This is a genomic window from Stenotrophomonas sp. 05N37 (assembly GCF_056397365.1).
In genome coordinates this window covers 86,110-107,097 of sequence record NZ_JBFTNG010000005.1, presented here as the reverse complement: position 1 = coordinate 107,097, position 20,988 = coordinate 86,110, and the positions used below count along the sequence as shown (strand labels likewise).

The 20,988-nt window shown below is 69.3% G+C and carries 22 protein-coding genes; 10 read left to right on the top strand and 12 right to left on the bottom strand.

The genetic code is table 11. The features are described 5' to 3' along the window. Positions 1 to 4: 4 nt before the first annotated feature. The 4 genes from AC1DGC_RS14745 to AC1DGC_RS14730 are packed head-to-tail and all read right to left on the bottom strand — an operon-like array spanning position 5 to position 2,059. Entirely contained in the window at positions 5 to 262 is a 258-nt protein-coding gene (locus AC1DGC_RS14745) for an acyl carrier protein (RefSeq protein WP_038685533.1), read from the bottom strand. Between the two features lie 19 nt (positions 263 to 281). After that, positions 282 to 542, bottom strand: a complete 261-nt coding sequence (locus AC1DGC_RS14740; protein WP_228886160.1) for a phosphopantetheine-binding protein — start codon at positions 540 to 542, stop codon at positions 282 to 284. Then, positions 529 to 1,332, bottom strand: coding sequence for a lysophospholipid acyltransferase family protein (locus tag AC1DGC_RS14735; protein WP_259209486.1), 804 nt, complete (start codon positions 1,330 to 1,332; stop codon positions 529 to 531). Before AC1DGC_RS14735 ends, AC1DGC_RS14740 begins: the two co-directional genes overlap by 14 nt. Further along, positions 1,325 to 2,059 carry a beta-ketoacyl synthase chain length factor gene (locus tag AC1DGC_RS14730; protein ID WP_394163142.1) on the bottom strand — a complete coding sequence of 245 codons (735 nt, stop codon included), beginning with the start codon at positions 2,057 to 2,059 and terminating at the stop codon, positions 1,325 to 1,327. Before AC1DGC_RS14730 ends, AC1DGC_RS14735 begins: the two co-directional genes overlap by 8 nt. Before the next feature lie 231 nt (positions 2,060 to 2,290). Here AC1DGC_RS14730 and AC1DGC_RS14725 point away from each other — a divergent pair, with 231 nt between their 5' ends. After that, on the top strand, positions 2,291 to 3,316 hold the full coding sequence (locus tag AC1DGC_RS14725; RefSeq protein WP_478048228.1) for a chorismate transformation FkbO/Hyg5 family protein: 1,026 nt from the start codon (positions 2,291 to 2,293) through the stop codon (positions 3,314 to 3,316). A gap of 346 nt (positions 3,317 to 3,662) precedes the next feature. On the opposite strand, the gene cydB is transcribed toward AC1DGC_RS14725, so the two are convergent. Together cydB and AC1DGC_RS14715 are read right to left on the bottom strand one after the other, a co-directional pair. Beyond that, positions 3,663 to 4,676, bottom strand: a complete 1,014-nt coding sequence (cydB, locus tag AC1DGC_RS14720; RefSeq protein ID WP_259209477.1) for a cytochrome d ubiquinol oxidase subunit II — start codon at positions 4,674 to 4,676, stop codon at positions 3,663 to 3,665. 1 nt (position 4,677) lies between these two features. After that, on the bottom strand, positions 4,678 to 6,075 hold the full coding sequence (locus AC1DGC_RS14715) for a cytochrome ubiquinol oxidase subunit I (RefSeq protein WP_259209476.1): 1,398 nt from the start codon (positions 6,073 to 6,075) through the stop codon (positions 4,678 to 4,680). A gap of 553 nt (positions 6,076 to 6,628) precedes the next feature. Here AC1DGC_RS14715 and AC1DGC_RS14710 point away from each other — a divergent pair. From AC1DGC_RS14710 to hemF, 5 genes are all read left to right on the top strand, one after another. Then, positions 6,629 to 8,995, top strand: coding sequence for a S9 family peptidase (locus AC1DGC_RS14710; RefSeq protein ID WP_478048227.1), 2,367 nt, complete (start codon positions 6,629 to 6,631; stop codon positions 8,993 to 8,995). After that, entirely contained in the window at positions 8,992 to 9,411 is a 420-nt protein-coding gene (locus AC1DGC_RS14705) for an NUDIX hydrolase (protein WP_478048226.1), read from the top strand. The genes AC1DGC_RS14710 and AC1DGC_RS14705 overlap by 4 nt, the downstream gene beginning before the upstream one ends. Before the next feature lie 30 nt (positions 9,412 to 9,441). Further along, entirely contained in the window at positions 9,442 to 10,041 is a 600-nt protein-coding gene (locus tag AC1DGC_RS14700; protein WP_259209469.1) for a hypothetical protein, read from the top strand. Positions 10,042 to 10,113: 72 nt separating this feature from the next. Further along, entirely contained in the window at positions 10,114 to 11,646 is a 1,533-nt protein-coding gene (locus tag AC1DGC_RS14695; RefSeq protein ID WP_478048225.1) for a hypothetical protein, read from the top strand. 56 nt (positions 11,647 to 11,702) lie between these two features. Further along, positions 11,703 to 12,599, top strand: coding sequence for an oxygen-dependent coproporphyrinogen oxidase (hemF, locus tag AC1DGC_RS14690; protein WP_478048224.1), 897 nt, complete (start codon positions 11,703 to 11,705; stop codon positions 12,597 to 12,599). Positions 12,600 to 12,749: 150 nt separating this feature from the next. Here the strand turns inward: hemF and AC1DGC_RS14685 are convergent, their stop codons facing one another. Both AC1DGC_RS14685 and polA read right to left on the bottom strand, forming a co-directional pair. After that, on the bottom strand, positions 12,750 to 13,226 hold the full coding sequence (locus AC1DGC_RS14685) for a DUF421 domain-containing protein (protein WP_259209462.1): 477 nt from the start codon (positions 13,224 to 13,226) through the stop codon (positions 12,750 to 12,752). A gap of 372 nt (positions 13,227 to 13,598) precedes the next feature. Continuing rightward, positions 13,599 to 16,370 carry a DNA polymerase I gene (gene polA, locus AC1DGC_RS14680; protein WP_478048223.1) on the bottom strand — a complete coding sequence of 924 codons (2,772 nt, stop codon included), beginning with the start codon at positions 16,368 to 16,370 and terminating at the stop codon, positions 13,599 to 13,601. A gap of 96 nt (positions 16,371 to 16,466) precedes the next feature. Between polA and AC1DGC_RS14675 the strand changes: the two genes are divergently transcribed. Together AC1DGC_RS14675 and AC1DGC_RS14670 are read left to right on the top strand one after the other, a co-directional pair. Then, entirely contained in the window at positions 16,467 to 16,745 is a 279-nt protein-coding gene (locus tag AC1DGC_RS14675) for a DUF2782 domain-containing protein (RefSeq protein WP_259209459.1), read from the top strand. Between the two features lie 85 nt (positions 16,746 to 16,830). After that, positions 16,831 to 17,070, top strand: coding sequence for a hypothetical protein (locus AC1DGC_RS14670; RefSeq protein ID WP_259209456.1), 240 nt, complete (start codon positions 16,831 to 16,833; stop codon positions 17,068 to 17,070). A gap of 49 nt (positions 17,071 to 17,119) precedes the next feature. On the opposite strand, the gene AC1DGC_RS14665 is transcribed toward AC1DGC_RS14670, so the two are convergent. The 3 genes from AC1DGC_RS14665 to AC1DGC_RS14655 form a co-directional block, all read right to left on the bottom strand. After that, complete coding sequence (locus AC1DGC_RS14665; RefSeq protein WP_259209455.1) at positions 17,120 to 17,566, bottom strand: universal stress protein; 447 nt, start codon at positions 17,564 to 17,566, stop codon at positions 17,120 to 17,122. Between the two features lie 74 nt (positions 17,567 to 17,640). Further along, positions 17,641 to 18,201 carry a sugar O-acetyltransferase gene (locus AC1DGC_RS14660; protein ID WP_394163124.1) on the bottom strand — a complete coding sequence of 187 codons (561 nt, stop codon included), beginning with the start codon at positions 18,199 to 18,201 and terminating at the stop codon, positions 17,641 to 17,643. A 71-nt stretch (positions 18,202 to 18,272) separates the two neighbouring features. After that, positions 18,273 to 18,545: a hypothetical protein gene (locus AC1DGC_RS14655; protein WP_259209451.1), complete on the bottom strand. Its 273-nt coding sequence runs from the start codon at positions 18,543 to 18,545 to the stop codon at positions 18,273 to 18,275. A gap of 254 nt (positions 18,546 to 18,799) precedes the next feature. Here AC1DGC_RS14655 and AC1DGC_RS14650 point away from each other — a divergent pair, with 254 nt between their 5' ends. Then, positions 18,800 to 19,552, top strand: coding sequence for a DUF4386 domain-containing protein (locus tag AC1DGC_RS14650; RefSeq protein ID WP_478048222.1), 753 nt, complete (start codon positions 18,800 to 18,802; stop codon positions 19,550 to 19,552). Next, positions 19,530 to 19,961 carry a DUF6326 family protein gene (locus AC1DGC_RS14645; protein WP_478048221.1) on the top strand — a complete coding sequence of 144 codons (432 nt, stop codon included), beginning with the start codon at positions 19,530 to 19,532 and terminating at the stop codon, positions 19,959 to 19,961. Before AC1DGC_RS14650 ends, AC1DGC_RS14645 begins: the two co-directional genes overlap by 23 nt. Here AC1DGC_RS14645 and rtcA read toward each other — a convergent pair. Beyond that, positions 19,951 to 20,967 (bottom strand): RNA 3'-terminal phosphate cyclase, encoded by a 1,017-nt coding sequence (rtcA, locus tag AC1DGC_RS14640; RefSeq protein ID WP_259209439.1) that lies wholly within the window; start codon positions 20,965 to 20,967, stop codon positions 19,951 to 19,953. The two genes, AC1DGC_RS14645 and rtcA, sit on opposite strands and share 11 nt — an antisense overlap. Positions 20,968 to 20,988 lie beyond the last annotated feature (21 nt).

The following is a 20,988-nucleotide window of genomic DNA, read 5'->3' as shown; positions in this document are numbered from 1 at the left end:
GCCGTCAGGCGGCTGCTTGACCGGGCAGCAGCCCGTGCACCACGTCGACGATGTCCTGCACGGTACGCACTGCCTTGAATGCCTCCGGCTGCAGGTTGCGGCCGAGCAGCGGCTTGAGCTGCACGATCAGGTCGACCGCGTCGATGCTGTCGATGTCCAGGTCGTCGTACAGGCGGGCTTGGGGCGTGATGCGCGCCGGCTCGATCTCAAAGCTGTCCTTGAGGATCTTGACGATGCGATCGAAAAGTTCGTTCTTGGTCATGGCAAATCCTGACGCGCCGTTACGACGGCTGGCGTGCGGCGACAAACTCGCTCAGGGCACGCACGCTGGAGAAATGGCGACGGGTCTCTTCCGAATCCGCGGACAGGCTGACACCGTACTTTTTCTGCAGGGCCAAACCAAGTTCAAGCGCGTCGATCGAATCCAGGCCCAGTCCCTCCACGAACAGAGGGGCCGCAGGATCGATGTCTTCGGGAGTGATGTCTTCCAGTGAAAGCGATGAAATGATCAATTCCTTGATCTCGTGCTCAAGTGCCTGCACGGCTCGGTTCTCCAGCGAAGTCAAAGTAATGGGCAAGATGATCGGTCACGCGCCGCGCCGCCAAGGCATCCCCCCTGGGCGTGTCACCGGCTACTGCCAGGAAGGGGGCGATCGGGAGATCTTCCCCGACTTCCAGCTGAACGTGAAAACGCCGTGATGGCACACGATACCATTTCTGGCCCTTGGTCAGGGTAGGCGGGGTGCAGGTGATCCTGACCGGGGTTATGTCCAGCCGCCCGCGCACGGCGATGTTGGCCGCCCCGCGCTGCAGGCGCAGTGGCTGGCCGGGCACGGTCCGGGTGCCCTCGGGGAAGATGACCAGGTTGCCGCCGGCCTGCACCGCGGCGATGCAGTCGTCGATCAGCCCGGCCCCGTCGTCGTTGGAGACATAGCCGGCCGCGCGCACCGGGCCACGCATGAACGGGTTGCAGGCCACGGCCTGCTTGACCACACAGTCGGCATTGGGCAGCTGGGCGATCAGCAGGACCACGTCGATCAGGGTGGGATGGTTGGCCAGGATCAGCAGGCCGTTGCGCTGCAGGCGCTCGGCGCCACGGATCTCATAGGTCATCACCCCCAGCCGGCGCATCAGCCCGACATGGCTGGCGAAGCTGAATTGCACCAGGCGCCGGGCCAGGCTGCGGCGCCTGGCCGGGTGACGCACCAGGAACAGCAGCGGGAACAGCAGGCCGCCCAGCAGCAGGCCGCCGAGTCCGAACACGGCAAAGCTCAGGCCGGTGCCGAACACCCGCCAGGCATGGTTCAGACGGGCCGGCCAGCGCTCAGCCATGGCGCTGCCAGGTCCATTGTTGGCCGTCGGCGGCCATCTGCAGGCGACTGTCGCCGGCGAGCAGGAAGCGCATGGCATCCAGCCCGTGCGGCAGCGCGGCCGCCGGGCTGTCGGCGGTGGCCGCGCCCCAGCCCAGCGACAGCCGGATGCCGGGGCGGTCGGCCCGGGCCAGCCGCCAGCACCAGGCGTAATAAGGGTCGGGCTCGTCGGCAAAGCCGGCGTACACCGGGGGCAGCGGCGATTCGTAGATCACCACGCGGACTTCCTCGGCACCGTCGGCCAACAGACCATAAGCCTCGATGCAGGCGGCCTCGACCGTGGCGCGGCCGGCGGCCAGGGCCAGATAGTTGCCGCGGTGGCCGCGGGCGATGGAGTACAGCGCGGCCACCGCGTTGTGCACGGACAGGCCGAACGCGGTCGGGGACATGCTGTTGTCGGTGCGCAGGCTGTCCAGCAATTCCATCGAGCGGGCCACGTCGCCGTGCCGTGAGGCGAACACCAGCGGGACCTGGCCGTCGTCATCGGGCTGTTCGCACCAGCAGGCCGCCTGGATGGCCATGCGGCCCAGGCGCTCGATCCGGCGCCGCTGCATGGCCGGCACTTCGGACAGCGCAGGGGTGTCCTCGCCGTGCGGCAACGCGGGGGCCTGCGCCCATGCCTGCCAGTCCTGCTTCGACGCCAGGCCCGGTGCCCAGGCCGACCAATCCACCACTGAAAACTCGATCATTCACGCCAACATGTTGATGGGCACCCGGGGCGCAGTGCTTGAAGGGGGCGCGCCGGGGCCTTGGACGGAGCCTGCCCGACCCGCAGACACTTCCCCGTGTGTGCAGTGGGCAGCAGGCGCGAAGCGACGCGATGATCCCGGTGGCGCGGCTGGGACATCGCAGCGCACCGCCGTAAAAAGGAGCGCACGCTATCATGACACCCTTGGCACTGGCAGCATTCACAATCTGAAATGAGCAGCACCCTCCCGCACGCATCGACCCCGGCGCTGGCCTCCCCTCCCACCGCAGCCGCGCTGTTCAGCATCGCCTATCGGCCTGCCGCGCGGCGCGAGGCGGCGTTGGCCGACCCGTGCACCCTGGCGGTGTTCGGCTTCGGTGACCGCGATGCGCGGCTGGACGGGGACCCGCGCTGGCTGCAGGTGCCGCTGGCCGAGCACGGTGCGGCGCAGGTGGAAGTATGGCGTTCGCCGACGCCGGTGCGCTGCGGGGTGACCGACGGGGTCCGGTGGTCGCACAACGAGGCGGTGCTGTTCGGGGTGCTGGAGATCGCGGAGGTCGACGGCGATATCGAGTCGGCCGCGGCAGATGCCTACGCGAGGATGAGCAGCTTCCTGGCCAGTTGCGGATTTCCGCACCTGCTGCGGACGTGGAACTACCTGGATGCGGTGACCGAGGGCGACGGCGACCAGGAGCGCTACCGCCGTTTCTGCGTGGGCCGGGTGCGCGGGCTGCGCGAACTGGACGAGGCGGCGCTGCCCGCGGCGACGTGCATCGGGCGTTTCGACGGTGACCGACGGCTGCAGGTGTACTGGCTGGCCGCGCGCGAGGCCGGGCTGCCGCTGGAGAACCCGCGCCAGGTCAGCGCCTTCCGCTACCCGCGCCAGTACGGGCCGCAGTCGCCGAGTTTCTCGCGGGCGCTGCTGGCGCCGGAGGCGACCGGGCTGCCCTTGCTGCAGTCGGGGACGGCGGCGATCGTGGGCCATGTGTCGCAGCACACCGGTGCGGTGGACGAGCAGTTGCGCGAGACGCTGACCAACCTGCAGAGTCTGGTGGACGCAGCCCGCCGGCAACGGCCGTCGTTGTCACCGACGCTGGGCGCCGATTCGGTGCTGAAAGTCTATGTGCGCCGGGCCAGGGACATGCCGGCGGTGGCCGCGCAGATGGCCGCCCTGCCGGGCGCCCCGGCCTTCGTGGTCCTGCACGCCGAGGTCTGCCGCGCCGAACTGCTGGTCGAGATCGAAGGCCTGCACGGCTGAGCCGCGCCCGAACGCGTCCTGCCCGGCACGCACCGGCCAACCGTAGAGCCGACCGTCGGTCGGCTGCCTCAAACACGGCCCCGCCCGGTAGAGCCGACCGTTGGTCGGCTGCATGTCTCAAACCCGGCCCCGCCCGGTAGAGCCGACCGTTGGTCGGCTGCATGTCTCAAACACGGGACCCACCCCAGGTAGAGCCGACCGTTGGTCGGCTGCATATCTCAAACACGGCCCCGCCCGGTAGAGCCGACCGTTGGTCGGCTGCATGTCTCAAACACGGGACCCGCCCCGGGTAGAGCCGACCGTTGGTCGGCTGCTCTGGACCCCTTCCAGCGCCAGCGCCCGCCCCTCAGTGATACCCCGCGTCCGCCCGCACCTTGCCGCGGAACACCCGGTAGGACCAGGCCGTGTAGCCCAGGATCACCGGCAGCAACACCACCAGCCCGACCAGGCTGAAGCCCAGCGACGACGCCGGCGCGGCCGCCTGCCACAGGGTCATGCTCGGCGGCAGCAGGTACGGCCACATGCCCAGCACCAACCCGATGAAGCCCAGGATGAACAAGGCCAGGGTCAGCAGGAACGGCGGCAGGTCGCGCCTGGGGTGCATCGCGCTGCGCCACAACGCCACCGCCACGCCCAGGGTCAGCAACGGCACCGGCGACAGCCACCAGAAGTTGCCGTCGCTGAACCAGCGCGCCATCAGCCGCGAATCCAGGAACGGCAGCCAGGTGCTCACCAGGCCCATGAACACGATCACCGCCACCACCAGCGGCCGGGTCAACGTGCGCGCGAACGTCTGCTCGCGGCCCTCGGTCTTCAGGATCAGCCAGGTGCTGCCCAGCAGCGCGTAGCCGAACACCACCGCCGCGCCGGTCAGCATCGAGAACGGGCTGAACCAGCTGAACGCCCCGCCCACGTACCGGCCATCCACCACCTGCAGGCCCTGCACCAGCGCGCCCAGGATCACGCCCTGTGCGAACGCGGCCAGCAGCGAGCCCAGCCCGAAGGCCACGCTCCACAACCGCCGCGAGCGGTGCGCCTTGAACCGGAACTCGAACGCCACGCCGCGGAACACCAGCGCCACCACCAGCAGCAGTACCGGCAGGTACAGCGCCGACAGCAACGCCGCATACGCCTTGGGAAACGCCGCCATCAGGCCTGCGCCGCCCAGTACCAGCCAGGTCTCGTTGCCGTCCCAGATCGGCGCGGCGGTGTTCATCATGATGTCCAGCTGTTCCTCGTCCTCGGCCATCGGCGCGAGGATGCCGATGCCCAGCACGAACCCATCCAGCACCACGTACATCAGCACGCCGAAGCCGATCACCGCAAACCATGCCACCGGCAGCCAGGTTGTCATCTCCATCTCAGCGCTCCTCCAGCGGTTCGTCGGCACCGGACAGCGGCCGCGCCGGGGTATGGCTGCCGGCTTCCAGGGCCGGTGCCGGCGCATGCGGTTTGGGCCCGGTGCGGATGATCTTGACCAGGTACCAGATGCCCCAGCCGAATACGAACGCGTAACCGACCACGTACACGCCCAGCGACAGCGCGGTCATCCACGCACTCTGCGGGCCGACCGCGTCGGCGGTGCGCAGCACGCCATAGACCACCCACGGCTGCCGCCCCATCTCGGTGACGAACCAGCCGGATATCAGCGCGATGAAGCCGCTGGGCAGCATCCAGTTCCAGCCGCGCACCAGCCAGCGCGACTGCAGCAGCTTGCCGCGCCACCACTGGAACGCCGACACCCAGGCCAGCAGCAGCATCAGCGTGCCCAGCCCGACCATGATGCGGAAGGCGAAGAACACCGGCACCACCGGCGGCCGCTCGCTGGCCGGCACGGAGGTCAGCGGGTCGAAGGTGCCCTCCAGCGAATGGGTGAGGATCAGGCTGCCCAGCCGCGGAATCGCGATTTCATAGTCGTTGCGCTCGGCCTTTTCGTTGGGCAGCGCGAACACCACCAGCGGCACGCCCTCGCCTTCGCCTTCCGCATGCCAGTGCGCTTCCACCGCGGCGATCTTCATCGGCTGATGCTTGAGCGTGTTCAACCCGTGCATGTCGCCGACGAAGATCTGCACCGGCACGGTCAGCGCAGCGAACGCGACGGCCGCCAGCAGCATGGTGCGCCCGGCTTCCACGTGGATGCCCTTGCGCAGGTACCACGCGCCGACGCCGCCGATCACAAAGCAGGTGGTGATGAACGAGCCCAGCGCCATGTGCGCCAGGCGGTACGGGAAGGAGGGGTTGAACACCACCTGCCACCAGTCCTGCGGGTGCACGATGCCGTCGATCATCGCGTAGCCGGCCGGGGTATGCAGCCAGCTGTTGGACGACAGGATCCAGAACGTGGAAAACAGCGTGCCCAGCGCCACCATGCAGGTGGACAGGAAATGCAGGCGCGGCGACACCTTGCCCCAGCCGAACATCATCACGCCGAGGAAGCTGGCTTCCAGGAAAAACGCGGTGAGCACTTCATAGGTGAGCAGCGGGCCGATCACGCTGCCGGCCACTTCGCTCAGCCGCGGCCAGTTGGTACCGAACTGGAAGGCCATGACGATGCCGCTGACCACGCCCATGCCGAAGGACACCGCGAAGATCTTCTGCCAGAAGAAATACAGCTCGCGCCAGACGGGGTTGCCGGTGCGCAGCCAGCGCGACTCCACGAATGCCAGCCAACTGGCGGTGCCGATGGTGAAGGCCGGGAACAGCACATGGAAACTGATGACGAACCCGAACTGGATCCGCGACAACAACAACGCGTCCACGTGACGCCTCCGACGGGTTTCTGGAAATCCGCACCAGTCTGGGCCGGTATCCGTGAAAGGCACATGCGACCCGGTGACGCGCTGCTTCACTTTGTCGCAGGGGGGAGCCCGGTCTTGGGTTGGCGGGTGATTCAGAGGGCAAGGCCCTTCGCCCAGGGTTACCGCGAGCGTGAGGGCCCCGCAGTGGCCGGTAGGCCCCTGGTGCGGTGTCCCCCGGCCGCGTAGCGGCCTCCTCCTTTATTTTGCCCAGGAGCCTACCGGCCGCTACGGGCTCGGCTTGCGGTAAGCAAGTGGACGCCGGGCTTTTCGGGGCCTGTCGGTGGGTCGGGCGCTGGGGCCCCCTACCCTTGGAGGCGAAATAAAGGAGGAGGGGGCGGCCGCAGGCCGACACCGGGGGCGTCGCCGGAAAGGGTAGGGGGTCCCGGCGCCCGACCCACCGACTGCCGCGTTTGCCTCTCGCAGATCACCAACGCACGCCCATGACCTGTGGCCCCTTCCCGCGGCCCTTGCGGCTGCTACGCTTGCAGGGTTTTCTACTACGGTGCCGCCCGCAATGCCCAGAACGCTGCCCTTGTCCCTGCTGCTGCTCGCCGCCCTCGGCGGTACTGCCCACGCGGCGCCGACGCCGATCACCATCGAGCAGGCCATGGCCGACCCGGACTGGATCGGTCCGCCGGTCGAGAGCGCCTGGTGGTCCTGGAACAGCCAGCAGGTCGAGTACCAGCTCAAGCGCACCGGCAGCCCGGTCCGTGACACCTTCCGCCAGCCGCTCAGCGGCGGCGTGGCCGCGCAGGTGGCCGATGACCAGCGCGGCACCCTCGACGTGGACAGTCCGGTCTACGACAGCGCGCGCCAGCGTGCGGTGTTCGTCCGCAATGGCGATGTGTTCGTGCGCGACCTGCGCAGCGGCGCGCTGACCCAGCTGACCCGCAGCTCGGAGAAATCCAGCGCCGTCAATTTCGCCCGCGACGGCGGGGTGATCTGGCGCACTGGCCAGAACTGGTTCCACTGGACTGCCAACGGTGGCGTGCAGCAGGTGGCCAGCCTGAAGGCCGAGAAGAACCCCGACGACGCGCCCAAGGCCGACGTACTGCGCGACCAGCAGCTGCGCACCCTGGCCACCCTGCGCAACGACCGCGCCCAGCGCGAGGCGCTCAAGGCGCAGGAAGCGAGCTGGCGCCGCGCCGACGGCACCCGTGCGCCGGGCCCGGTGTACCTGGGCGCCGAGGTGGAGATCGTCGACAGCGTGCTGTCCCCGGATACCCGCAGCCTGATCGTGGTCACCAAGCCCAAGAGCTTCGATGAAGGCCGCGGCGGCAAGATGCCCAAGTACGTGACCGAATCCGGTTACGAAGAATTCGAGGACACCCGCACCCGTGTCGGCCGCAATGACCCCGAGCCGCACGCGCTGTGGCTGGTGGATGCGGTGAGCGGCACGGTCAAGCCGCTGTCGCTGGACGGCCTGCCGGGCATCGCCACCGACCCGCTGGCGTCGCTGCGCAAGGCCGCCGGCAAGGACGCGCTGAAGGGCAACCGCACCGTGGAAGTGCTCGGCGGCCCCGGCGCGCCCGGGATCCGCTGGAGCGCCGACGGCCAGCAGGCGGCGATCATGCTGCGCGCCAACGACAACAAGGACCGCTGGATCGCCAGCGTCAGCCCGGCCAATGCCAGGCTGGAGAACCGCCACCGCCTCACCGATGCGGCCTGGATCAACTGGAGCTTCAACGATTTCGGCTGGTCCAACGACAACCGCACGCTGTGGCTGCTGTCGGAGGAATCGGGCTACTCGCACCTGTACACCCAGCAGGGCACGGCCAAGCCGCAGGCGCTGACCGGCGGCAAGTGGGAAACCTCGATGCCGGTGCCCAGCGCCGACGGCCGCGGTTTCTACTTCCTGTGCAACCAGCAGAGCCCGGGCGACTACGAAGTGTGCGCGGTCGACAACGCCAGCAGGCAGGTGCGTGAGCTGACCTCGCTCAACGGCGTGGAAGACTTCTCGCTGTCGCCGGATGGCCAGCAGCTGCTGGTCCGCTACTCCGGCGCCTACCTGCCGGCGCAGCTGGCGGTGGTGCCCACCGGCGGCGGTCAGGCCAGGATCCTCACCGATACCCGTACCGCCGCCTTCAAGGCCCGCGAGTGGATCCAGCCCAAGCTGGTGCAGGTGCCGTCCAAGCATGGCGCCGGCGTGGTCTGGGCCAAGTATTACGGCCCGGAAACCCCCGAACCGGGCAAGCAGTACCCGATCGCCATGTTCGTGCACGGCGCCGGCTACCTGCAGAACGTGCACCAGCGCTACCCGGCCTACTTCCGCGAGCAGATGTTCCACAACCTGCTGGTCCAGCAGGGCTACATCGTGCTGGACATGGATTACCGCGGCAGCGAGGGCTACGGCCGCGACTGGCGCACGGCGATCTACCGCAACATGGGCCACCCGGAGCTGGAGGATTACAAGGACGGCCTGGACTGGCTGGTGGCCACCCGGCAGGGCGACCGTGCCCACGCCGGCATCTACGGCGGTTCCTACGGCGGCTTCATGACCTTCATGGCGCTGTTCCGCTCGCCGGGCACGTTCAAGGCCGGCGCCGCGCTGCGCCCGGTGGTGGACTGGCACCAGTACAACCACGGCTACACCGCCAACATCCTCAACACCCCGGACATCGACCCCGAGGCCTACCGCACCTCCTCGCCGATCGAGTACGCCGAGGGCCTGCAGGACCACCTGCTGATCGCGCACGGGATGATGGATGACAACGTGTTCTTCCAGGACTCGGTCAACCTCACCCAGAAGCTGATCGAGCTGCACAAGGACAACTGGTCCATCGCGCCCTACCCGCTGGAACGCCACGGCTACGTGCGTCCGGACTCGTGGCTGGACCAGTACAAGCGCATCCTCAAGCTGTTCAACGAGAACCTGAAGTGAGCCAGGCCGCGGCGCCGATCGAGATCGTCGCCGCGGTCATCCGCGACGCCACCGGCCGCGTGCTGGTGGTGCGCAAGCAGGGCTCGGATACCTTCATCCAGCCCGGTGGCAAGCCCGAACCGGGCGAAGCCCCGCTGCAGGCCCTGGCCCGCGAACTGGACGAGGAACTGGGCGTGCGGCTGGAGGCGGCCAGCGCCGTGCCGCTGGGGCGCTTCGAGGCCTGGGCAGTGCACGAAACAGGCCGTCGGGTGCGGGCCCAGGCGTGGCTGGTGCAGGTCGACGGCATGCCGCAGGCACGCGCGGAAATCGCCGAACTGGCCTGGGTGCCCGTGCAGCCGCCGCATGGACGACGCTTGGCAGCATTGAGCCAAGACCATATCCTGCCCGCGGCCGCACGTGCGGTGGTGGCAGGCTGACGCCTGTCGCCGACTCGACCAGGACACCGGATGTCATCGCTGCTTCCCCCGCCCCTGCCCAACGCCCGCGCTGCGGTCGATCCGTTGGCACCCCCGAAATTCCTCTCGCCGATGACCAAGTCGGTGCTGGCCCTGTGCGTGGTCTCGGCCGTGTGCTGGGTGGCTGCCGCCCTGGTCGCCGCACCGCTGTCCAGCGCGAGCTGGCTGCAGGAGCTCATGCACGACCAGGACCTGTCCTGGCTGGCGCCGTCGCTGCGCTGGCTGGGTGCCAACGCGGTGGCCTTCTGCGTGGCCATGCTGCTGGTCTCCGTGGCCGGCGTGGTGGCCTGCTGGGGCATGCTGTACCGCCAGCGCTGGGCGCTGTGGCTGTTCATCGTGCTGCTGGTGGTGACCGCGCTGTTCAACTTCGCCTGCAGCTGGGTGCTCGATGACGGCTTCCGCCACCTGCTGGACTATCTGGGCAGCGAGACAGCCGGCGTGGAGATGCGCGACCTGCGCAACGAACTGCTGATCCAGCGCATGACCTTCCTGGTGACCACGGTCACCTCGTCGATCGCCTTCGCCGGCCTGCATGGCTGGCTGGTGGTGCGCTTGCTGCGCGCTGACGTGACGGCGTGGTTCCAGCGCTGAGCCACCCGTGCGTTCGTGGCCGCGCCTCTGCCTGAGGCCGGCACGTCTCGTTTTCCGTTCAAGGATGCTGTCGTGACTCCTGCTGTTTTCGCGCGCCGCCGTTTTGCCGGCTGGCGCGCCCTGGCCGTCCTCGTCCTGGCCGCTGCCAGCCTTCCCGCCGCCGCCCAGTCGATGGCCTGCGGCAGCTACACCCGGGACGACGGCAATGCCGTGCTCATCATCGAGAGCGAGGGGCATGGCTTCCTGACCTCGCCCCATGCGCCCACCGAGGAACTGCGCCTGGCCCGCAGCGAAGACGTGCTGGGCATGGTCAACCTGGCCACCGGAGACATGGAAAACTGGTCCTTCGGCGAAGGCGACCGCACGCTGACCGGCGGTTACCACGACTTCGTGCGCCACACGGCCGCCGCCTGCAAGCCCTTCTACGCGGTTGAAGAGGGCAGCTGTCGCGCCGATCCCGTCGCCTGCCTGGAAGACTTCCTGGAGGCCGAGCCCGCGCAGCTGCGGCAGTGGTGTCGCGAGGACGTGCCGGTGGCCTGCAAGCGCCTGATCGAGCTGTACGAGCGCCAGGCCAACGAGGCCGCGCCGGAGCAGGCGCCTCCCTTCGAGAAACCGGCGCAATGCGATGAGACCGCCAAGGTATTCGATGCCGAGGTCTGCATGCGCCTGCTTGAGACGGTGGCCGGCGAGATCATGGGCAAGGCGCTCACCGGGCTGAGCCGCGCCCCGCAGGCCACGCTGCCCGCTGCACAGCTGGTCGAGCTGGCGGACCTGTGCCGGCAGCACCCGCGCGAGGAATTCTGCCAGAGCGTGGCGCAGGCGCTGTGGGACGCCGGCCGGCTGCTGGACGCACGCCAGGCCCTGCAGCATGCCTGCAGCGAGCGGCCGCAGGCCCAGGCCTGCAGCCTGGTCGCGCCGTTGCTCGGGCTGTCGGTGGCGGCGTTGTCGCCGCAGCCCACCACCACCCTGCCCTGTGGCACCTACCAGGCCGAAACCGGCTTGCCGTCGGGCCTTCGCTTCGGTGACGACGGCGTGGTGCAGGTGATCGGCTACGCCACCCGCCTGCGCGCGAGCGTGCAGGACGAGCGGATCCACCTGCGGCGCGACATCGGCGACGATTTCGTGCTGCAGGCCACCGAGGACGGCAACCTGGTGGGCATGGACGGCAGCACCCGCTTTGCCCATTACACGCGCCGGCCCGGCGCCACCGACGCCTGCAGCAGTGGACCGCGGGCGTTCCTGGAGATCGTCCAGCCGTTGGACTGCCCCACGCTGGACCGCGCGGGCGGCGCGGAGGCCTGCTGCAAGGCCGGCCAGCTGCTGGGCTGCAGGATCGCCGCCACCACGCGTGTCCGCGCGGACGACTGGCGCGGCGCGCAGCCGTACTACGCGGCGCTGTGCAGCGCAGGCGTGCGCGCAGGCTGCGTGGGCCTTGCCGAGGTCTTCGAACACACCGGTGACGAGGCCGTGCCGGCGGCCTTGAAGGCCATCTGCGTCGCCGGCGGGGTGGCCCATACCGCCTGTGACGTAGACGCTACGCGCGACTGGCCGGCGCTCCGCGCGATGGTGCGCGCGATCGCTGAGGACGCTGCACGCCGCGAGTGACGCCCGCGGCGGCCACGCCAACCGTGCGCGTCTGCGGCCTGCGGTAAAGTAGCGCCATGAATGAATTCGAGCGCGTGCGCAGTTATCTGACCGACCTGCAGGACCGCATCTGTGCGGCCGTGGAGGCGGCCGACGGCCGCGCCCGCTTTGCCGAGGATGTCTGGCAGCGCGCCGAAGGCGGCGGCGGGCGCACCCGCATCCTGCGCGATGGCGCGGTGTTCGAGCAGGCCGGGATCGGCTTCTCCGACGTGGCCGGGACCCGCCTGCCGCCGTCGGCATCGGCCAACCGGCCGGAACTGGCGGGGGCCTCGTGGCGTGCCACCGGAGTCTCGCTGGTGTTCCACCCGGCCAATCCCTACCTGCCCACCACGCACGCCAACGTGCGCTACTTCCGTGCCGAGCGCGACGGGGTGGAAGTGGCCTCGTGGTTCGGCGGCGGTTTCGACCTGACCCCGTTCTACCCGTTCGACGAGGACGTGCAGCACTGGCATGGCGTGGCGCGTGACCTCTGCGCGCCGTTTGGCCAGGAGCGGTATGCCGATCACAAGCGCTGGTGCGACGAGTACTTCTTCCTGCGCCATCGCAACGAGACGCGCGGCGTGGGCGGGCTGTTCTTCGACGACCTGCACGGCGACTTCGAACGTAATTTCGCCTACCTGCGCGCGGTCGGCGAGGGTTTCCTGGACGCGTACCTGCCGATCGTGGCACGGCGCAAGGACACCCCGTACGGCGAGCGCGAACGCGAGTTCCAGTTGTACCGCCGTGGCCGCTACGTGGAATTCAACCTGGTTTACGACCGTGGCACGCTGTTCGGCCTGCAGAGCGGCGGGCGCAGCGAGAGCATCCTGATGAGCCTGCCGCCGCGGGTGCGCTGGGAGTATGGCTTCCAGCCGGAGGCCGGCAGCGACGAGGCCCGCCTGGCCGATTACCTGGTGCCGCGCGACTGGGTGTAACCGAACGCGGCGCCGCAGCGGCCGCAGCGTTAGCGATGGGGGACGCGCATACGGCCGATGGTTGCCCCGGCGGGTAGAACCCCCCCGTGGGTGGCTGCGGTCCCGAACGATGGCATCCACGCACGGCGTGGATCTACGCCTTCTGCGGATCTACGCCTTCTTCGGCACGATGGTGATGTGGCCGTTGATTTCCAGCACCGCCAGGGCGACGTCGTCGATCGACAGGCAGCCCTGCTGGCGCAGCGCGGCGTCGAGGTCGGACTGGGTCACCATTTCGCGCCGGAGCACCGAGTCGAGCACCTTGCCATCGCGCGCGATCAGCACCGGCTCGCCTTCGACCAGCGTTTCCACGCGCCGGCTGCGCGTGCTCAGCCAGCCCACGCCGTAGTTGAGCAGGATCAGCGTGGCCGCCAGCAGCAGGCCACCGCCCAACGAGGTGTCCTTGCCCAGCAGGGCGTTCTGCACCGCGTTGCCGAGCAGCACGATCAACAGCACGTCGAAGGGCGTGATCTGGCCCAGCGCGCGCTTGCCCGACAACCGCACCATGCCCAGTACCAACACGTACACCACCACCGCGCGCAGGATGAATTCCCACCACGGCATGGCCAATGCAAACAGATCGCTCATGCGGCTCTCCCCGGTCAAGCCCACAGCATGGGCCGCCCGCAGGGTCCACGGCAATCGGCACGGCGCGCTCTGATCCGGGGCGCCGCGCAGGGGCTACGACGGCGCAAATAAAAAGCCCCGCCGACCAGGGGGAGGTCAGCGGGGCCGGGGAACGGGCGCTTGGGGAGGAGCCCCCGTTCCGAGATCTGCTCCAGGGGATGGGAGAGATCCACAACAGGCGTTGCGCCTGTCGAGGTCTATAAAAGCACCTCGAACATTGACACTTCGTGAAGGGGCCCAATTAATGAAAGCGCCACAGGGGAAACATTCATCCGACAGTCAGTTAATCGACCGCCAATGAACCAATTCAGCCATTTCCCCGTGATTTCCGTCTCAATGCGCTTCATCCCAGTTGTCGCCAACGCCCGCATCGACCACCAGCGGCACCCGCAACTGGACCGATGACGACATCAGCTCGACCACATTCAAACGCAAGGTATCGAGAAACTCGCTTTCGGTTTCAAATACCAGTTCATCGTGCACCTGCAGGATCATCCGGGCCTGCCCGGCCTGGCCCTGCAGCCAGTCGTCCACCTTGACCATGGCGCGCTTGATGATGTCCGCCGCGGTGCCCTGCATCGGGGCGTTGATCGCGGCGCGCTCCGCGCCGGCCCGCAGGCCCTGGTTGCGGGCGTGAATGTCGTTCAGGTACAGACGGCGGCCCTCCAGCGTCTCCACATAGCCCTGGTCGCGCGCCTGCTGGCGCATGCGCTCCATGAAGTCGCGCACGCCCGGGTAGCGGCTGAAGTACAGCGCCACGTAGTCCTGGGCCTGGCCGCGGTCGATGCCCAGGTTGCGGGCCAGGCCGAACGCGCTCATGCCGTACATCAGGCCGAAGTTGATCGCCTTGGCGGCACGACGTTCGTTGGGGGTGACCTCGTCCAGTGCCCGCCCGAATACCTCGGCGGCGGTGGCGCGGTGCACGTCCACGCCCTGCTCGAAGGCACGTACCAGGCCCGGGTCCTCGGACAGGTGGGCCATGATCCGCAGCTCGATCTGCGAGTAGTCGCAGGCCAGGATCTTGCGCCCCGGCGGGGCCACGAAGGCGCGGCGGATGCGGCGGCCGTCCTCGGTGCGGATCGGGATGTTCTGCAGGTTCGGGTCGGAGGAGGACAGCCGGCCGGTGGCCGCGCCGGACTGGTGGTAGCTGGTGTGGACCCGGCCGGTGTCCGGGTTGACCATCTCCGGCAGCTTGTCGGTGTAGGTGCTGCGCAGCTTGGCCAGGCCACGGTACTCCAGGATCACCCGCGGCAGCTCGTGCTGCTCGGCAATCGCCTCCAGCGCCTCTTCATTCGTGCTGGGCTGGCCCTTGGGGGTCTTCACCAGCGCCGGCAGCTTCAGCTCGTCGAACAGCACCGCCTGCAACTGCTTGGGCGAATCCAGGTTGAAGGTGTGCCCGGCCAGCTCGGTGGCCTTCTGCTGGGCCGCCAGCATGCGCACGCTCAGGTCCTGGCTCTGCCGGCGCAGCTCGGCCATGTCGATGTGCACGCCGTTGGCCTCGATCCGGGCCAGCACCGGCACCAGCGGCATCTCGATGCCGCGGTACACGCCATCCAGCGCCGGGATCGCCAGCAGCTGCGGCTGCAGCACCCGGTGCAGGCGCAAGGTGATGTCGGCATCTTCGGCGGCGTAGCGGGCCGCCTCGTCCAGGCCCACCTGCGAGAACGGGATCTGCTTGGCGCCCTTGCCAGCCACGTCCTCGAACTTGATCGTGGTGTACCCCAGGTAGCGCATCGCCAGCGAATCCATGTCGTGGCGGGTGGCGGTGGAGTTGAGCACGAAGCTCTCGAGCATGGTGTCGTCGTGGTAGCCCTGCACATCCACGCCATGCCGGCGCAGCACGTGCAGGTCGTACTTGCCGTGCTGGCCGAGCTTCTTCCTGGCCGGGTTCTCCAGCACCGGGCGCAGCGCGTCCAGCACCTGCGCGCGCGGCAGCTGCACCGGCGCGCCGGGATAGTCGTGGCCGACCGGGATATAGGCCGCCCTGCCCGGCTCGACCGCCAGGCTGATGCCCACCAGGTTGGCGCGCATCGCGTCCAGCGCATCGGTTTCGGTGTCGAAGGCGATCAGCTCGGCCGCTTCGGCGCGCTCCACCCAGGCCGACAGCTGCTCGGTGGTCAGCACGATCTCGTAGTCACCCGGCGCGGAGAGTGCCGGATCGAGCGGCACCGGGGCCTCGGCCGGGGCGCTGCGGGCGTAGCCGGCCGCGGTGCCACGCAGGCTCACCGTGGCGTCGCTGGCAGCCACCGCCGCCGCTGCCGGGCCACCCAGCTCCTTCAGCGCCTGGGTGAAGCCGTAGCGCAGGTACAGCTCGCCCAGCACGGGCACGTCGGGGTCGCGCAGGGCCAGCGTGCGCGGGCTGGCGTCCAGCGGCACGTCGGTGCGGATGGTCACCAGCTCGCGGTTGAGCGGCAGGCGCTCCAGCGCGGCGCGCAGGTTTTCGCCGATCTTGCCCTTCATGCCGGGCGCGGCGGCCATCACCCCGTCCAGGTGCTGGTACTCGGCCAGCCACTTGGCGGCCGTCTTGGGCCCGCACTTCTCCACGCCGGGCACGTTGTCCACCGCATCGCCCATCAGCGCCAGCAGGTCGACGATCTGGTCGGCGCGCACGCCGAACTTGTCCATCACCGCCGCATCCGAATCCATCCGGCTGCCGCTCATGGTGTTGACCAGTTCGATACCCGGGCGCACCAGCTGCGCGAAGTCCTTGTCGCCGGTGGAGATGGTGACGTGCAGGCCGTCCTGGTGGCCCTGCAGCGCCAGCGTGCCGATCACATCATCGGCTTCCACGCCGGGAATGCGCAGGATGCTCAGGCCAAGCGCCTCGACGATGCGGCACATCGGCTCGATCTGCGGGCGCAGGTCGTCGGGCATCGGCGGGCGGTTGGCCTTGTAATCGGCATACAGGTCGTCGCGGAAGGTCTTGCCGGGCGCATCGACCACGAACGCCACGTATTCCGGGCGCTCCTTCAGGGTGGCGCGCAGCATGTTGACCACGCCGAACAACGCGCCGGTGGGTTCACCGTGGGCATTGGTCAGCGGCGGAAGCGCGTGGAACGCGCGGTACAGGTAACTGGACCCGTCAATCAGGACTAATCGGCTCATGCGACGATTCTACGCGCCCGGCCCGGCGCGCCCTAGGCACGCGGCTCACGGGACGTGGGGCATAATCGGGCTCCCCTCGCCCTAGGACCTCGGCCCATGAGAACCCTGTTGCTGGTTGGCCTGCTCGCACTGGCCGGTTGCGCCACCTCCGGCGGCATGCCCCCGGTGGATGTCAGCGGCGCCGATGTCACGAACAAGACCCTGGCCAATGGCGATACGATCGACGAATACCGGGTCGGTGGCCAGCTGCGCATGGTCAAGGTGACCCCGGCGCAGGGCGCGCCGTACTACATGTACGACCGCAACGGCGATGGCCGCATGGACAGCGACAAGGACGGCGTCTCGCCGGTGTACTGGAAGCTCTACAGCTGGTGACCGCCGCCGCCGCGCTGCCCCTGCCTGCGGTGCTGGAACGCCGCTTGCAGGCGCAGCTGTCTCCCCTGCCGCTTCGTTGTACCGGATGAATACACCCGAACGCCGCCAGCCCCCCGATCCCGTCCAGCTGCGGGCCGGACTCACCGCCGAGCAACGCCAGGCGGTGGAGACGCTGGAACATTTTGGCTGGCAGCTGCGCTTCGTGCGCCGCCCGCTGTTCCGCGACCCGATCCCGGTGCTGTTCGACCGCGCCGGCGAACGCTACGTGGTGCTGCAGCCCGACGGCAGCCTGGATGAGTCGCAGACGCTGAAGCTGCGCGACTGAACCGAACGCGCCGCCGTCGAGCCGGGCCGGCGCCAGGCAGTGCCGGTCGTCAGCGGATCACCAGCACCGGCACGGTGCTGCGGGCCAGCACCTCGGCGGTCTGGCTGCCCAGCAATACGCGGGTCACGCCACGGCGGCCGTGCGAGGTCATCACGATGAGGTCGCTGCTGCGCTCGGTGGCGGTATCGATGATGCCGTCGGCGGCGTAGCGGTCCAGCACGTGGACGACGTTGGCGCGAAGGCCCTGGGCCTCGGCGGTGGCCTTGGCCGGCGCCAGCAGCTTCTGCGCGGTCTCTTCGCGGTCGGCCTTGTACTCGGGGCTGTTCATGTAGCCCACGCTCCAGCCCATCGCGTCGTACATGCCCACCGCCCACGGCTCGGACACCGTCACGATATCGACCTCGGCATCCAGGTCCCTGGCCAGTTCAAGCCCCTTGAGCAGCCCTTTTTCGGACAGCTCCGACCCGTCGGTGGCAATCAGGATTCGCTTGTACATGGCACGGCTCCATCCAGGGGAAAGGGGATGGCTACCATTGCACACCCCCTGTGGACGCCACGCCTTGAGCCGGATCAATCGCGCGGCGGTACGACCCGGGCCGGGTTGCCGACCACCGTCGCGCCAGCCGGCACGTCGCGGGTGACCACGCTGCCGGCGCCGACCACCGCCCCGTCGCCGATGCTGACCCCGGGCAGCACAATGGCGCCGCCGCCGATCCAGACATTGCGGCCGATCCGCACCGGCCGGGCCAGTTCCAGCCCGCTCGCCCGGGCCTGCGGGTCACGGGGATGGTCGGCCGCGTAGATCTGCACGGCCGGGCCGATCTGGGTGCCCTCGCCGATGCTGACCTCGGCCACGTCGAGGATCACGCAGTTGTAGTTGAGGAAGACGCCGGCGCCCAGGCGGATGTGGCTGCCGTAGTCGCAATGGAACGGCGGGCGGATCACCGCGCCATCGCCGACCTCGCCCAGTCGCTCGCGCAGCAGCTCGCGGCGCACCGTCGGCGATTCGGCCAGGGCGGCGTTGTAACGCACCATCCAGTGCTTGGCCGCGGCCATGGCGGCCTGCAGTTCCGGGTCGCCCGGCCGGTACGGCTGGCCGGACAGCATCTTTTCCTTTTCGCTCAGCGCCATGGTCGATCCTTGCTTCGGGCTGCTGATGATGCCGTGTTCGGCCCGCGCGGGGTGCGCCCCGCGACGCGCGTTCAGCGTAGTGACCGGGGCCACCGCGGCAGACGCGTGGCGGCCAGTGCCGATGCCGCCAGTCCGGCGGCGGTCGCCCAGAACGGCCAGGACCCCAGCAGTGCGCCCAGGCCGTCGGGGCGGGGTTCGCAGCGCAGCCGCACCAGGTCCAGCCCGCCACCGCCCTGCAGGCAGCTGTACGCATGCTCGAACAGGGCCAGCACCGGCGCCGCCCAGCCCGCCGACAGCGTCAGCGCGACAAGAACAGCCAGCAGGTACGGAATTCCCTTGTTCATTTGCGCGCTCCCAGCGGACAGCGCCAGACTCTGGGCGCCGGGCCGCGGCCCCACAAGCGGCACGCGACGAATCCCGGCAAATCCGGGATGAGTGCCGGGCCGGAGCCGACGAGTCGCGGCGGTGGTGGCCGCCGGCACCGGCGATGCGCTGTCCTACCGTCCGTCGGCGCGTGACTTCCGGCAGTCACCGCCGCCTGACCGGCCCCGTACGGTGGTGGCAACCGGTCCTTCCCACCGGTACCCGGAGCGGCGCGATGGCAATGCAGCAGCGGACCGGCCGCCTGGCCGGCGCGGTGTATCTGGTGGTGATCGCCACCGGCATCTTCAGCCTGGCCTACGTGCCCTCCCGGATCAGCGTCGGCGACGATCCCGCCGCCACCCTGGCCAACGTGACCGCGCAGGCCGGCCTGTTCCGCGCCGGCATCGCCGCCTTCGCCCTGGAGCAGATCGCCTTCCTGTTGTTGCCGCTGCTGCTGTACCGCGTGTTCGCCGCCGCGCATCGGCCGGCCGCCAGGCTGATGGTGGCACTGGCGGTCACGGGTGTACCGATCGCGCTGGCCGCGCTGGCCCATCGCCTGGACGCGGTGAACCTGCTCACCGACCCGGCGCTGGCGCGGGTGCTGGCGGCGGGGCAGCTGCAGATGCTGGCCATGGCCGCATTGAAAAGCTGGAGCAGCCACATCTTCCTGGCCAGTATGTTCTGGGGCCTGTGGCTGCTGCCGTTCGGCTGGCTGGTGTGGCGTACGCGCGCCATCCCGCGCGCGCTCGGCGTGCTGCTGATGCTCGGCGGCGTCGGCTACCTGCTCAATGTGTTTGGCGAGCTGCTGATCCCCGGCTATGCCGCGACGGTGCTGTCCGACTACGCCACGCTGCCGGCCTCGCTCGGCGAGATCGGCAGCGGCCTGTGGCTGGCCCTGTTCGGGGCGCGGGCCAGCATGGCCGGCCCGCCGCCGCCCGCATCCCACTTTCCCGACGAGAACGGCCATGAGCACATCCGCGTTGCATGACATACCGGTCCACGTGCGTTTCAAGCTGTCGGCGCTGTGGACCGCGCTGATGTTCTGCTACATCTACGGCGACTACTTCGGCCTGTACGTGCCAGGCAAGTTGCAGGGCATGATCAACGGCACCGGCCCGGTCGGACCGGTCAGCGAAGGCACGCTGGTGGGCACGGCCGTCATGCTGGCGATCCCGGCACTGATGGTGCTGCTGTCGCTGGTGGCGCCGGCGTCGCTGGCGCGCTGGCTCAACATCGGCTTCGGCCTGGTGTACGCGGGCATCATGCTGTTGACGATGCCCGGCGCATGGTGGTTCTACCTCACCCTGGGGGTGATCGAGATTGCGCTGTCGCTGGCCACCGTGGTGGTGGCGTGGCGATGGCCGCGCAGGGAGGTGGCGCGCGCGGTCAACGACTGACCGTCACCCGCCACCCGCCGTCGTGCGGCTGCCAGTCGAACTCGACCGGCAGGAATTTTTCGATCAGGCGTGCGTTGCTGGCCAGGTGCGCGCTGATCGCCCGGGTGGTGAAGGCGCCGGCGCCGGCCAGCGCCATCGGCAACAGCAGCTGGTCGGACAGGTACTCACCGACGCAGCCGCTGCCCTGCAGGTACTGACGCACCTGCCCGGCCAGGCGCGCGCCGACCTGCTCGGCCGACACGCCGCGCTCGCCGTGGCCGCTGAAGACCTCCACATGCTCGGCATGGCGCACATGCACCAGCGCCACGTTGCCCGGGCCCAATGCCGGGCGCACCGCGTGCACGTGGCGCGGATGCGGGTCCACGCCGAGTTTTTCGGCCAGCACCTGCAGCTCGCGCAGGCCGATGTCGCCCGGCAGCCCGGACATCAGCACCTTGGCCTCCATCGAAGCCAGCGCGCCGCGCGCGTCGAACACGCGCGGCTGCAGCGCCGCGCACGGCGCCACCTCGACCTGCATGACGCCGCCGCCGGCCGGGTGGAAGCCATGCTGCTGCAGCTGCAGCGACGCCTGCACGCCCATCTTCGCCAAGGCCGGCAGGTAGGCGTCGGCGATGAAATCCGCGCTGGGTGCCAGGGGGTTGTGGGTGCCACCTTCCAGCCGCAGCCGCGACGGCGCATCGGCCTGCCACAGTGCCGGGAGCACGGTCTGCAGCACCAGCGTGGCCGAGCCGGCGCTGCCGGTAGCGAACTGGTACTCGCCCGCGCACACCGGGCCCGGCTCGAAGCGCAGTGCGGTGGCACCGAGCTCCGCACCGTGCGTGCAGGCGCTGCCCACCCGCGCGGCCGCGTTGACCGCGGTGAGGTGCTGGCGCATCAGGCCGGGACGACGGCGCCTGGCGCGGATGTCCTGGATGGTGAAGCCGATGCCGGTGCACAGGCTCAGCGTCAGCGCCGAGCGCAGCAGCTGGCCGCCGCCCTGGCTGCCGTCGATCTCGATCATGTCCATGTGTGTGTTCCTCCTGCGCGC

What these genes read in the sequence shown, in the direction of transcription:
- AC1DGC_RS14670 (WP_259209456.1), top strand. Translation starts at nt 16,831, where the DNA reads ATGAATACACCCGAACGCCGCCAGCCCCCCGATCCCGTCCAGCTGCGG.
- cydB (WP_259209477.1), bottom strand. Translation starts at nt 4,676, where the DNA reads ATGGAGATGACAACCTGGCTGCCGGTGGCATGGTTTGCGGTGATCGGC.
- AC1DGC_RS14655 (WP_259209451.1), bottom strand. Translation starts at nt 18,545, where the DNA reads ATGAACAAGGGAATTCCGTACCTGCTGGCTGTTCTTGTCGCGCTGACG.
- AC1DGC_RS14685 (WP_259209462.1), bottom strand. Translation starts at nt 13,226, where the DNA reads ATGAGCGATCTGTTTGCATTGGCCATGCCGTGGTGGGAATTCATCCTG.
- AC1DGC_RS14735 (WP_259209486.1), bottom strand. Translation starts at nt 1,332, where the DNA reads ATGGCTGAGCGCTGGCCGGCCCGTCTGAACCATGCCTGGCGGGTGTTC.
- AC1DGC_RS14675 (WP_259209459.1), top strand. Translation starts at nt 16,467, where the DNA reads ATGAGAACCCTGTTGCTGGTTGGCCTGCTCGCACTGGCCGGTTGCGCC.
- polA (WP_478048223.1), bottom strand. Translation starts at nt 16,370, where the DNA reads ATGAGCCGATTAGTCCTGATTGACGGGTCCAGTTACCTGTACCGCGCG.
- rtcA (WP_259209439.1), bottom strand. Translation starts at nt 20,967, where the DNA reads ATGGACATGATCGAGATCGACGGCAGCCAGGGCGGCGGCCAGCTGCTG.
- AC1DGC_RS14725 (WP_478048228.1), top strand. Translation starts at nt 2,291, where the DNA reads ATGAGCAGCACCCTCCCGCACGCATCGACCCCGGCGCTGGCCTCCCCT.
- AC1DGC_RS14745 (WP_038685533.1), bottom strand. Translation starts at nt 262, where the DNA reads ATGACCAAGAACGAACTTTTCGATCGCATCGTCAAGATCCTCAAGGAC.
- AC1DGC_RS14660 (WP_394163124.1), bottom strand. Translation starts at nt 18,201, where the DNA reads ATGGCGCTGAGCGAAAAGGAAAAGATGCTGTCCGGCCAGCCGTACCGG.
- AC1DGC_RS14730 (WP_394163142.1), bottom strand. Translation starts at nt 2,059, where the DNA reads ATGATCGAGTTTTCAGTGGTGGATTGGTCGGCCTGGGCACCGGGCCTG.
- AC1DGC_RS14710 (WP_478048227.1), top strand. Translation starts at nt 6,629, where the DNA reads ATGCCCAGAACGCTGCCCTTGTCCCTGCTGCTGCTCGCCGCCCTCGGC.
- AC1DGC_RS14700 (WP_259209469.1), top strand. Translation starts at nt 9,442, where the DNA reads ATGTCATCGCTGCTTCCCCCGCCCCTGCCCAACGCCCGCGCTGCGGTC.
- AC1DGC_RS14665 (WP_259209455.1), bottom strand. Translation starts at nt 17,566, where the DNA reads ATGTACAAGCGAATCCTGATTGCCACCGACGGGTCGGAGCTGTCCGAA.
- AC1DGC_RS14645 (WP_478048221.1), top strand. Translation starts at nt 19,530, where the DNA reads ATGAGCACATCCGCGTTGCATGACATACCGGTCCACGTGCGTTTCAAG.
- AC1DGC_RS14650 (WP_478048222.1), top strand. Translation starts at nt 18,800, where the DNA reads ATGGCAATGCAGCAGCGGACCGGCCGCCTGGCCGGCGCGGTGTATCTG.
- hemF (WP_478048224.1), top strand. Translation starts at nt 11,703, where the DNA reads ATGAATGAATTCGAGCGCGTGCGCAGTTATCTGACCGACCTGCAGGAC.